Annotated in this window: 9 protein-coding genes; 6 read left to right on the forward strand and 3 right to left on the reverse strand. The window is 62.5% G+C overall.

Annotated features, from left to right (window positions below):
* The first annotated feature begins 91 nt into the window (after positions 1–91).
* From rpoH to JHD67_RS15020, 6 genes are all read left to right on the forward strand, one after another.
* Entirely contained in the window at positions 92–949 is an 858-nt protein-coding gene (gene rpoH / locus JHD67_RS14995) for an RNA polymerase sigma factor RpoH (RefSeq protein ID WP_199100031.1), read from the forward strand.
* 109 nt (positions 950–1,058) lie between these two features.
* A complete protein-coding gene (locus JHD67_RS15000) occupies positions 1,059–1,751 on the forward strand; it encodes a response regulator transcription factor (protein WP_199100043.1) in 693 nt (230 codons plus the stop codon).
* Entirely contained in the window at positions 1,748–3,181 is a 1,434-nt protein-coding gene (locus JHD67_RS15005; protein WP_199100032.1) for a HAMP domain-containing sensor histidine kinase, read from the forward strand. The genes JHD67_RS15000 and JHD67_RS15005 overlap by 4 nt, the downstream gene beginning before the upstream one ends.
* Positions 3,182–3,295: 114 nt before the next feature.
* Positions 3,296–6,499, forward strand: a complete 3,204-nt coding sequence (locus JHD67_RS15010; protein ID WP_199100033.1) for an efflux RND transporter permease subunit — start codon at positions 3,296–3,298, stop codon at positions 6,497–6,499.
* Entirely contained in the window at positions 6,492–7,688 is a 1,197-nt protein-coding gene (locus JHD67_RS15015; protein ID WP_233171923.1) for an efflux RND transporter periplasmic adaptor subunit, read from the forward strand. Before JHD67_RS15010 ends, JHD67_RS15015 begins: the two co-directional genes overlap by 8 nt.
* Positions 7,675–9,138, forward strand: a complete 1,464-nt coding sequence (locus tag JHD67_RS15020) for an efflux transporter outer membrane subunit (protein ID WP_199100034.1) — start codon at positions 7,675–7,677, stop codon at positions 9,136–9,138. Before JHD67_RS15015 ends, JHD67_RS15020 begins: the two co-directional genes overlap by 14 nt.
* A gap of 243 nt (positions 9,139–9,381) precedes the next feature.
* Here JHD67_RS15020 and JHD67_RS15025 read toward each other — a convergent pair whose 3' ends face one another.
* The 3 genes from JHD67_RS15025 to JHD67_RS15035 form a co-directional block, all read right to left on the reverse strand.
* Positions 9,382–9,987 (reverse strand): hypothetical protein, encoded by a 606-nt coding sequence (locus JHD67_RS15025; protein ID WP_199100035.1) that lies wholly within the window; start codon positions 9,985–9,987, stop codon positions 9,382–9,384.
* 48 nt (positions 9,988–10,035) lie between these two features.
* A complete protein-coding gene (locus tag JHD67_RS15030) occupies positions 10,036–10,659 on the reverse strand; it encodes a hypothetical protein (RefSeq protein WP_199100036.1) in 624 nt (207 codons plus the stop codon).
* Positions 10,659–11,702, reverse strand: a 1,044-nt coding sequence (locus JHD67_RS15035; RefSeq protein ID WP_199100037.1) for a hypothetical protein, incomplete at its 5' end; no start/stop codon positions are given. The genes JHD67_RS15030 and JHD67_RS15035, both read right to left, overlap by 1 nt.

An 11,702-nucleotide genomic window follows, 5' to 3' on the forward strand; every position in this document is an offset into this window, starting at 1 on the left:
CAGTTCATCAAAGGCGCCGGAACTTGCCGGTGCCTTTAGCACTCTTAGTATCCGAGTGCTAAGCTGATCCCTCATTCAGGAGGTTCCACACATGTCTCAAGCTTTGGTGACCGCCAACCTGCCGGTGCCGAGTGTCGTCGGCAGTCTGGATGCCTATATCGCAGCGGTCCACCGGATTCCGGTGCTCAGCCAAGATGAAGAGCAGACGCTGTCGCGTCGCTACAACGAAGAAAACGACCTTGCCTCGGCTCGCCAGCTGGTGATGTCGCATCTGCGCTTCGTGGTTCACGTGGCCCGCGGCTACAGCGGCTACGGGTTGCAGATCGCCGACCTTATCCAGGAAGGCAATATCGGCCTGATGAAGGCCGTCAAGCGCTTCGACCCTGACCAGGGCGTGCGTCTGGTGAGCTTCGCGGTGCATTGGATCCGTGCCGAAATGCACGAGTTCATCCTGCGCAACTGGCGCATCGTCAAGGTCGCCACGACCAAGGCGCAGCGCAAGCTGTTCTTCAACCTGCGCAAGAGCAAGAAGCGCCTGGGCTGGATGAACGCTGAAGAAGTGCGCACCGTGGCCAAGGATCTGGGCGTGCCGGAAGCGACCGTGCGCGAAATGGAATCGCGTCTGTCCGGTCGCGACATTGGCTTCGAAGCCCCGGCCGATGCCGACGAAGATGCCAAGCCGGCGCCGGAAGCGTTCCTGATCGACGAAGGTGCCGACCCGTACGAGAACGTGGCCGACGCCGACCAGGCCGATAACCAGCTCGACACGCTGTCGAATGCGCTGCAGAAGCTGGACGAGCGTTCGCGCGACATCATCCAGCGCCGCTGGCTCAACGAAGATAAGGCCACGCTGCAGGATCTGGCCGATGAGTACGGCGTATCCGCCGAACGCATCCGTCAGGTCGAGGCCAATGCCATGAAGAAGATGCGCGGCCTCTTCGCCGCCTGATTCAAGCAAACGGCGTAACATGCCAACGGCCCCTTAGGGGCCGTTTGGCTTTATGCGGAACCAGGGCTGGCTCCGTACCCTTGGACCGGATTTGCCTGACCTTTCTGTCATGCCCCGAGTGCTGGTCATCGAAGACGACGAAACCACGGCGCGCGAAATCGTCGCCGAGCTCAACGTGCACGGCTTGCAGGCCGAGTGGGTGGGCGATGGCCGCCAGGGCCTGACCCTGGCGCTGCAGAACGACTACGACCTCATCACGCTCGATCGCATGCTGCCCGGTCTGGACGGCATCGACGTGGTTGCGGAGCTGCGTCGTGCACAGGTGGATACACCGGTGCTGATGATCAGCGCGCTCAGCGACGTTGACGAGCGCGTGCGCGGCCTGCGCGCCGGCGGCGACGACTACCTCACCAAACCGTTCGCGCCCGATGAAATGTCCGCGCGGGCGGAAGTCCTGCTGCGCCGTCGCCAGCCCCAGGCAGCACAGCGCTTGCGCGTGGCCGATCTGGAGCTGGACCTGGTCAGCCATGTGGCCTATCGCGGCGGCCAGCCGCTGACCCTGCTGCCCACCGAATACCGCCTGTTGGAATTTCTCATGCGCAACAGCGGCCAGGTGCTCACCCGCAGCATGATCTTCGAGACGGTGTGGGGTTTTCATTTCGATCCGGGTACCAACGTGATCGACGTGCACATCGCCCGCCTGCGCCGAAAGATCGATGGCGCCGGCCAGACGGCCCTGATCCATACGGTACGCGGCACCGGCTACATGCTGGCGGCCCGCGAGACGACGGTGACCTCATGAATACGCGACCGAACGCCTGGCATTCGGCCATCTCGCGGCTGATCCTGATCTATGGCGCGCTGTTCGCCTTTTGGGGCTTCGTGCTGGTCGGGGTGATCCAGTGGGAAACCACGCGCTACCTCAATACCGTGATCGACCAGATGCTGGTGCAGCGCATGCACTACATGGCCTCGACCGATCCCGAGCGCCTGCCCACAACCGTGGACGCCGCGGCGGCCATCGATCCGCACGGCATCATGTCGGTGGGCCTGTTCGATCGTGACCACCAGCCGCTGGCGGGCAACATCGATCACCTGCCCAGCTCATTGCCGCGCGACGGTCAGGTGCATTTGCTGCAACATGGGTTGCCGCGCCCCGATCGCGATGCCGAGCGCGTGCGGGCGCGCGGATTGGCGAACACGCTGCCCAATGGCGACATCCTGGTGATCGCCAAGGACACCAGCACCATCGATGGCATCGGCGCGATCATTCGTCGCGCCCTGCTGTGGGGTGTGTCATTGACCATCATTCCGGGCCTGCTGGGCGGCTTCCTGCTTCGCCGCGGGCCGGAGAAGCGCATTCGCACCCTTCAGGCAGCCACCGACCCGATTCGTCAAGGCGATCTGTCCAAGCGCCTGCCGGTCAGCCGGCGCGGCGACGAACTCGATCAGCTGGCGGGCATCGTCAATACCATGTTGGGCGAGATCGAGCGCCTGATGAATGAAGTGAAAGGCGTATGCGACAACATCGCCCACGACCTGCGTACGCCGCTCACGCGCCTGCGCGCTCGACTGTATCGGACGCAGCAGCAATTGGAGGGCCAGCCGGAGGCCGGGCTGGTGGAAGCCTGCCTGGTGGATATCGACGCCGTATTGCTGCGGTTCCGCGCCTTGCTGCGCGTATCGGAGCTGGAGGATCGCCATCGCGCAGCCTGCTTCGATGAAGTGGATATCGGCCAGGTACTGCGGCAGGTGCACGAGTTCTACGCACCGGTGGCGGAAGATCGCGGCCAGCCGTTCGAGCTGGAGCTGCAGTCGCTGGCGCCGGTGCGCGCCGATGCACATCTGCTGTTCGAGGCGTTGGCCAATCTGGTCGGTAACGCGATCAAGTTCACCCCGCCGGGTGGTGCGGTAAAGCTGCGCGCCAGCATGGACAAGCGCGGTCCGCGAGTGGACATCATCGATAGTGGCCCTGGTATTCCCGCCGACGAGCGCGACGCCGTGACGCGTCGCTTCTATCGCGGCGACAACACCCGCACCACGGCGGGCTCGGGGCTGGGCCTGAGTATCGTCAGTGCGATCGTGCGCCTGCACGGCTACGCGCTGGATATCGGTGAGGCAAGCAGTACCGGCGCACGCCTCACTTTGTATTGCTATGCGCTGGCGCCGGGCGAGAAGCCCGGCACCTGCCTGTCGCGTACCGTGCCGGAAGTCACGCCCGCCACGGCTTGACCGATCCGTCGGCCGTAACATGAAAATATCTTCATGCGCACGGATGATCTGCGCGCATCAAGCCCGTGCGAAAATTTGCCGCGACGCATCATTTCGCGCACGGAAATCCCCCGCATGCTTGGCATCGTCCGGATCGCGCTTACGCGGCCCTATACCTTTGTTGTTTTCGCGCTGTTGATCCTTATCGCCGGTGTCATGTCGGCGGTACGCACGCCCACGGACATCTTCCCGGAGATCAACATCCCGGTGATTGCGGTGTCCTGGCAGTTCACCGGCATGACGCCCGACCAGATGGCCGGACGCATGAACACGCCGTTCGAGCGCACGCTCACTACCACGGTCAACGACATCGAGCACATCGAGTCGGAATCGATCAATGGTATGGGCATCACCAAGATCTTCTTTCAGCCGGGCGTGAACATTGCCGTCGCCAATGCCCAGGTAACGGCCATTGCGCAGACCCTGCTCAAGCAGATGCCGGCCGGCGCGACGCCGCCGCTGATCGTCAACTACAACGCCTCGACGGTGCCGATCCTGCAGCTGGCGCTGTCGGGGAAGGGGCTGTCCGAGCAGCAGCTGAGCGATCTGGGTCTGAACCTGTTGCGCCCGCAATTGGTGACGGTGCCAGGGGCGGCTATTCCGTATCCGTTTGGCGGCAAGACGCGCCAGATCCAGTTCGACGTGGACCCGGCAGCGCTGCAGGCGCGCGGGTTGTCTGCGCAGGATGTGGCCAATGCGCTGGCCGCGCAGCAGCAGATAAGCCCGATCGGCACGCAGAAGATCGGCAAGTACGAATACGTGATGGAGCTGAACAACGCGGCCGTCCATGTGCAGGAACTGGAAGACCTGCCGATCAAGAGCGTCAACGGCACCACTATCTATATCCGCGACGTGGCGCATGTGCGCGACGGCAGCCCGCCGCAGACCAACGTGGTGCATGTGGACGGCGTGCGTTCCACGTTGCTCTCGGTGCTGAAGAATGGCTCCACGTCCACGCTTGCCATCGTGGCCGGCGTGCGCGAGAAGCTCGCCGGCATGAAGGAGGCTTTGCCGGATGAACTCACCGTGTCGCCGATTGGTGACCAATCGGTGTTCGTGCGCGCCTCCATCGATGGCGTGGTGCGCGAGGGCATCATCGCGGCGGCGCTGACCAGCTTGATGATTCTGCTGTTCCTCGGTAGCTGGCGTTCCACGCTGATCATCACCACATCGATCCCGCTGGCGGTGCTGGGCTCGGTGTTCACGCTGTCGGCCATCGGCCAGACGCTCAACATCATGACGCTGGGTGGTCTGGCGCTGGCGGTGGGCATCCTGGTGGACGAAGCCACCGTGACCATCGAGAACATCAACTGGCATCTGGAGCAGGGCAAGGACGTGGTGACCGCCATCGTCGACGGCTCGGCGCAGATCGTGGTGCCGGCCTTCGTCTCGCTGCTGTGCATCTGTATCGTGTTCGTGCCGATGTTCTTCCTGCCGGGCGTGGCACGCTTCCTGTTCGTGCCGATGGCCGAGGCGGTGATCTTTGCGATGATCTTCTCGTTCATCCTGTCGCGAACGCTGGTGCTGACGATGGCCAAGTACCTGCTGCATGCCTATCCGAAGACCACCGACGAGCATGGCCAGCATCTGCCGCTGCCGCCGCCGAAGACGGCGCTGGGCCGCTTCCAGCGCGGTTTCGTCGATCGCTTCGAGCGCATTCGTGCCGGCTATAGCGGCCTGCTGGACCTGGCCCTGCAGCATCGCAAAGTGTTCGTGATTGGCTTCCTGGGTTTTGTGCTGCTCTCGTTTGCCTTGTTGCCGGGCCTGGGCAGCAATTTCTTCCCTGATGTCGATGGCGGCCAGATCCTGGTGCACGCCCGCGCCCCGGTGGGTACGCGCGTGGAAGTGACCGCGGCCGAGTTCGCCGATATCGAAAAAGCCGTTCGTCAGGTGATTCCGCCGAACGAGCTCGAGGCGATGGTCGATAACATCGGCCTGTACAGCAGCTCGATCAACACCATCTACAACAACACCGGCGAAGTCGGCGAACAGGATGGAGATATCCAGATCTCGCTGAAGGAAGGCCACCGCCCCAGCGCCGAGTACGTACGCATCCTGCGCGAGAAGCTGCCCCGCCTGTTCCCGGGCACCACATTCTCGTTCCCGCCGGCGGACATCGTCAGCCAGATCCTGAACTTCGGCTCGCCCGCGCCGATCGATTTGCAGATACGCGGTTTCCACCTGAGCCAGAACTTCGACTACGCCAACCTGTTGCTCAACAAGATCCGCAAGATCCCGGGCGTGGCGGATGCGCGCATCCAGCAATCGCAGGCCGAGCCGGCGTTTCATATCAACGTGGATCGCACACGTGCGCAATTGCTGGGGCTGACCGAAGCGGACGTCACCAGCAGCCTGGTAGCCGATCTCTCCGGTACGGCGCAGGTGTCGCCCACGTACTGGCTGAATCCGGATAACGGCGTGACCTATCCCATCTCGGCGCAGGTGCCGCAGTACCGTCTCGACTCGCTGGCGTCGCTGAGCAATTTGCCCATCACCGCCAAGAGCGGCGGTAGTCCGCAGGTGTTGGGCGCACTGGCGGACATCACGCGCTCGCATAGCAACATCGTGGTCAGCCAGTACAACATCCAGTCGATGGTAGAGATTTTCGCCACCACGCAGGGGCGCGACCTCGGCGCGGTATCGGCGGATATCCAGAAGCTGCTCAAGGACACCGCTTCGGCCAAGCCCAAGGGCGCCAACGTGGCCTTGCTGGGCCAGGTTCAGACCATGAACGATGCCTACTCCGGTTTGCTTCTGGGGCTGCTCGGTTCGGGTGTACTGGTGTATCTGCTGATCGTGGTGAACTTCCAGTCGTGGTCCGATCCGTTCGTCATCGTCACCGCGCTGCCCGCGGCCTTGGCCGGCATTGTGTGGATGCTGTTCGTCACCGGTACCACCTTGTCGGTGCCCGCGCTGACGGGCGCCATCATGTGCATGGGCGTGGCAACCGCCAACTCGGTGCTGGTGGTGAGCTTCTGTCGCGAACGCCTGGATGTGCACGGCGATGCCACGCTGGCCGCGCGCGAAGCGGGCTTTGTGCGCTTCCGTCCGGTGTTGATGACCGCGCTCGCCATGATCATCGGCATGGTGCCGATGGCGCTGGGCCTGGGCGATGGCGGTGAGCAGAATGCGCCGCTGGGCCGCGCGGTGATCGGCGGCCTGCTGTTCGCCACCACCGCCACGTTGATCTTTGTTCCTGTCGTCTTTTCCATCGTGCATGCGCGGCGTGGCCGCGCGTCTGATTCGGCCGTCACTGCCGGAGAGCCTGTCCATGTCTGAGCATCTCACCCCGCTTCCGGAGACTTCGCTGTCGCCGCGTCGCCTGCGTCTGGCCGCCCTGATCGGTGCGGTCCTGTTCGGCTCCATCGTGGTGATTGGCGTGGGTGTGCGCATCTCCCATGCGCGCAACCTGCGACAGTGGACCGACGAGCAGGCCATTCCTTCCGTCGTGGTGTCGCACCCCGACGCCATCGACGGCAAGGCGCCGCTGGAGTTGCCGGCACAGATGGATGCGTTCACCAATGCACCCATCTATGCACGCACCAGCGGTTATCTGAAATCCTGGAACAAGGACATCGGTGCGCCGGTGAAGGCGGGCGACCTGCTTGCCGTCATCGATACGCCGGACCTCGACCAGCAGCTGCTGCAGGCCCAGGCGGATGTCGCCACTGCCCGCGCCAACGCCTCGCTTGCGGCCACCACCGCCAAGCGCTGGCAGGTGCTGCACGCGACGGATCCGGATTCGGTATCGCAGCAATCGGTGGATCAGTACAACGGTGATCTTGCCGCCAAACAGGCACAGGTCACCGCGGCGCAGGCCAATCTCGATCGCCTGAAGGCACTCAAGTCGTACGCTCGTATCGTGGCGCCGTTCGATGGGCGCCTCACCGCACGCAACACCGATGTGGGTGCTTTGGTGACGGCGGACAGCAGCGGCACGCCCATGTTCACCGTGGCGGACACCAGCAAGCTGCGCGTATATGTGCGTGTGCCGCAGGTCTATGCACCGGGCATCCATCGCGGTGACCAAGCCACGCTGACCGTGCCCGAATACCCGGGCAAAACCTTCACCGCCAAGGTTGAGGCGGATGCGCGCTCGATCACGCCAACCTCTGGCACCACCCTGGTGCAGCTGGTGGTGGATAATCCCGATGGGCGCCTGCTGCCGAGCAGCTACGCCAGCGTGAGCTTCAACCTGGTCGCCGATACGCAAGGCGTGCGCGTACCGGCCGAAGCGCTGATCTTCGACGACAAGGGGTTGCATGTGGCCACGCTCGATAGCGACGACCATGTGCAGTTCAAGACCGTCACGATCCGTCGCGATTACGGCAAAACCATCGAATTGGGCTCGGGTCTGAGCAGCAGCGATCGGGTGATCGTCAATCCGCCCGATGGTCTGGCCAGTGGCGATCAGGTGCGCATCGCCAAGAACCCGCAGCCGGCGGCGAAGCCCCATGAGAAAGTCTAAGACGCTCGCATTGCTGATCGGCTCGACGCTGGCGCTCGGCGCCTGCTCGATGGCCCCCGCATACAAACCGCCGCAAGCGCCGGTGGATGCCAGCTACCAGAACGCCGGCCCGTGGACCTCGGCCGCACCGGCGGATCAACTGCCGCGCGAAGGCTGGTGGAAACTCTATGGCGATACGCGGCTGGACGATCTGGAGCAGCAATTGCTCGCGCATAACGCCGATCTGGCCGCAGCGCTCGCAAGCTATGAGCAATCGCGCGACTTCCTCGCCCAGGTGCGCGCCGATCTCTTTCCGCAGGTCTCCCTGGGCGCGGGCGCGCAGCGCAATCGCCAATCCTTGAATGCGCCGTTGCATGGCGCGACCTCGCCGGAGTACTACAACCAGTACTCGCTGACGGGGCAGGCCTCGTATGAAGTGGACCTGTGGGGCCGCGTACACGACAACGTGGCAGCAGGGCGCGCTTCCATGCAGGCGTCGGCGGCGGATCTGGCCTCGGTGCGCTTAAGCCTGGAAGCCTCGCTGGCTGACAGCTATCTCGTGCTGCTGGGCCTGGATCGCCAGATCGATCTGCTGCAAAAGAGCGTGGACGCTTATGAGCGCGCGTTGCAGCTCACCAAGACGCTGCAAGCAGGTGGCGCGGTATCCGGCCTGGATGTGGATCGCGCACAGACGCAGCTCTCCTCCACGCGCTCGCAGCTCTCGCAGACCAAGGCGCAGCGCGATGTGTTGCAGCATGCCATTGCGGTGCTGGTGGGGCAGCCGGCGTCGAGCTTCGCGCTCGATCCCAAGACGGATCTGCCGAACTTGCCGGTGATTCCGGTGGGCTTGCCCTCCACGTTGCTGCAACGTCGCCCGGATATCGCCGCCGCCGAGCGGCGCACGGCGGAGGCCAATGCGCAGATCGGCGTGGCGCGCTCGGCTTTCTTTCCGTCGCTCAACTTGAGCGCGGGCAGCGGCTTTTCCAGCGGCGCGTGGGGCAACCTGCTCACGGCGCCCAGCCAGGTATGGGCATTGGGGCCGAGTCTATTGATGAATGTGTTCGATGGCGGTCGCCGCCGTGCTGAAGTCGCCGCCGCGCATGCCGCGTTCGACGAGGCCAGCGCGCACTATCGCGGCACCGTGCTCACCGCCTTCCAGCAGGTGGAAGACAACCAGTCGCAGTTGAAGAACTTCGGCAGCGCCCTGGTGGACCAGCAGGATGCGACCACGGCGGCCGACCGCACGCTCAAATTGTCGATGGCGCTCTACAAGCAGGGCGCCAACAGCTACCTCGACGTGGTGACGGCGCAGGTGGCGTCGCTCGATGCCCACCTCACCTTGCTCGGCCTGCAGACCAGCCAGCTGCGCGCCAGCGTGGGCCTGGTGCGCGCGTTGGGCGGCGGTTGGTCCAGCGATGACCTCGCGCCGGCGCATCTGGCGCAGCAAGCCAAATCGCAGGACATGAAGTAAAACGCCCCGGGGCCGAAGCCCCGGGCGCGCATATCCGGCGCGGCGATTGATGACCACGACAGCCCGGCCCAGGCCGGGTTGTTCGAGGGCGTTCGCATATGACCGGTATAGAGCCACGATGCCGTTGACCTTGGCGATGTTGCGCGCGTCCTTTTGAGGGCTACCGAAATTCACGGTTGCCGCCACTTGCCCGAAGGATTCGCAGCGTCAGTAGACGAGCACCGCGTTACTGACGATCTGGATTCACGGACTGCTCGATGAGCTAGCGGGTGTGGGCGTGTCGATGAACTCGATGCTCTCTAGCAACTTGATGACCTGCGGAAGCGTCGTTTCCTTGGGCCATTTGAGATAGGTCACGGTTTGTACCGAGCCGCACAGTGCGAGCTGTCCGTGGGGAATGCAGAAATTAAAAGACCGCGAACGCCTGTCTTCGTCCCCATTGATGTCGTCCTGGGTGACGCCGCCACCCTCCCATCCTTGGCCGTGCAAAGGGTAGAACGTTGTGTGTTGTTCTTTGATGCCGAGATTGTCTGGTGATGGATCGATGGTCCAGCCTTTGGGTGTCATTTGCATACCGGCGCGATCGGAGTACGTTTTCGCGGTCGCCGGATTCTGGCAACTGAACTGAATCCATGTCTCATAACGATGCTCAGCTTTGGGGCTGATGTTGGCAAAGTACGCGGCTCCATTGGGGCCTGTGGTTCTCCCGTGATAAGGGTCTTTCAATCGAAAATGGCAGGCGTCAAACGAGTATTCGATATCAATGGCATGAATGACGTCTTGCTGTTTAGCGCAGGCAGTCATTGACAAGCAATACAAGAGAGCCGCCCATATCGTTTTATCACTCATCACGATTTCCTCCGCTCATATCCCTCGGGCAATACTGACGATCTGGATTCACGGGCTGCTCGATGAGCTAGCGGGTACGGGCGTGTCAATGAACTCGATGCTCTCTAGCAACTTGATGACCTGCGGAAGCGTTGTTTCCTTGGGCCACATCAGGTAAGCCACGTTCTGGATCGAACCGCAAAGTGCGAGCTGCTCATGCGGAATGCAGAAATTGAAGGCGCGCGTACGCCTAGTCTCGTCGCCATCCGTATCGTCCTGCGTTGTTCCGGCGCCTTCCCAACCGCTTCCGTGTAGTGCGTAGAACGTTGTTCGGGGACTCGGGAAGGCAGGGTCCTCCTTGGACGTATCCAAGACCCATCCGCGAGGGGTCAACTTAATGCTGGCGCTTTCCAGGTACGTCTTCGCCGTCGCCGAATGCTCGCAACTGAATTGAATCCACGTATCAAACGGATGGTGCGCTTTGGGGTTGATGGTCCCGTGATAGTTTGCAATTCGTGGCGCCCCTCCATCGGTAGCCGCGCTGAGGCGGCCGTTGTAGGTGTCACGCATTGTGAAATGGCACTTATCAAAAGCCACATCTCTCACCACTACCTGCGGTGCATCGGGCTGCTTGCTGCAGGCGATGGTCGAAACACAGACCAGCACGGTGGCTATCAGGGTACGTCTATTCATCACGGCTTTCTCCGTTCAAAACCCTCAGGGACAGTGGCCGTGAACCCTTCCGTATAGGGGAAGATCACGGTGTCATCCATCAGCACCACCAGGGCATTGGCGTATGCCTGGTAGCGCGCCACGATGCCGTTGACCTTGGCGATGTTGCGCGTGTCCTTTTGAGGGCTACCGAAATTCACGGTTGCCGCCACTTGCCCGAAGGATTCGCAGCGGTAGTAGACGTGCACCACGTTACTGACGATTTGGATTTCGCGCTGCATCACCGGCGATTCATCGGCAAACCTCGCGGCACCGGTCCAGGCCCAGTAGGCACCGGCACTTTGAGTTGGATCGTACTGTCCATCGGAAACTTGGCCGCGCCACTGAATGATCTCCGCCGTCAGCTCCGGATGTCTGGCATCCTGCAACGCATCGCTCTTGCGCTCGCTTCGTGCTTTGACCGCAGCGGCATTGAGCGCGGTCTTGAGTGCCTGGCTGATGGTGCGCCCACGAAAACGCCAGTACTTGATGTAGTTGTCGGGCAAGGTCAATTGCAGCAATCCGCGCCCATCCCACGGCTGATACCACGCGGTGGTATTTCCTTCGTAAAGCTTATCGAACCATTGCGTTTCTTGGGTCGCGTTGCCGAAGAACGCTGCCATCCGCAGGGGTGTGGAAGAAATGCCGAACTTGCGCAAGGCGTTATTGAGCTCAACGCGGTTCTCCTTTATCACCTTCTTTCGACGGTCTGTAAGCGTCACCGGCTCCGACACCCATCCATGGCCGCTGGGCCGCATCGCACTCATCGGCAACAACTGCGTCAACTCACTCTCGCTCAACCACCCACACTTCCTAAACACCTCCACGAACACTGCGGGATGGAAGTGGTAGTGGGTCTTGTCCAGCGTGAGCCCGTCGGCCTGGGCGTCTTCCCAGAAACTGAGGGCGGCGTGGTGGCGTTTGAGTTTGTCGTAGGCTTCGGGTGTGAAGCAGTTGCTCCATAGGACGTTCGGCGGCAGTTCGCCTTCGCCGCTTTTGATCCAGCCCCAGCGTTGATCGAAATC

The sequence above is a fragment of the Dyella sp. ASV21 genome, from assembly GCF_016428975.1.
Classification (GTDB): domain Bacteria; phylum Pseudomonadota; class Gammaproteobacteria; order Xanthomonadales; family Rhodanobacteraceae; genus Dyella.

Excerpts from the sequence above, each read along its gene's own strand:
- rpoH (WP_199100031.1), top strand. The coding sequence starts at position 92 with ATGTCTCAAGCTTTGGTGACCGCCAACCTGCCGGTGCCGAGTGTCGTC.
- JHD67_RS15000 (WP_199100043.1), top strand. The coding sequence starts at position 1,059 with ATGCCCCGAGTGCTGGTCATCGAAGACGACGAAACCACGGCGCGCGAA.
- JHD67_RS15005 (WP_199100032.1), top strand. The coding sequence starts at position 1,748 with ATGAATACGCGACCGAACGCCTGGCATTCGGCCATCTCGCGGCTGATC.
- JHD67_RS15010 (WP_199100033.1), top strand. The coding sequence starts at position 3,296 with ATGCTTGGCATCGTCCGGATCGCGCTTACGCGGCCCTATACCTTTGTT.
- JHD67_RS15015 (WP_233171923.1), top strand. The coding sequence starts at position 6,492 with ATGTCTGAGCATCTCACCCCGCTTCCGGAGACTTCGCTGTCGCCGCGT.
- JHD67_RS15020 (WP_199100034.1), top strand. The coding sequence starts at position 7,675 with ATGAGAAAGTCTAAGACGCTCGCATTGCTGATCGGCTCGACGCTGGCG.
- JHD67_RS15025 (WP_199100035.1), bottom strand. The coding sequence starts at position 9,987 with ATGAGTGATAAAACGATATGGGCGGCTCTCTTGTATTGCTTGTCAATG.
- JHD67_RS15030 (WP_199100036.1), bottom strand. The coding sequence starts at position 10,659 with ATGAATAGACGTACCCTGATAGCCACCGTGCTGGTCTGTGTTTCGACC.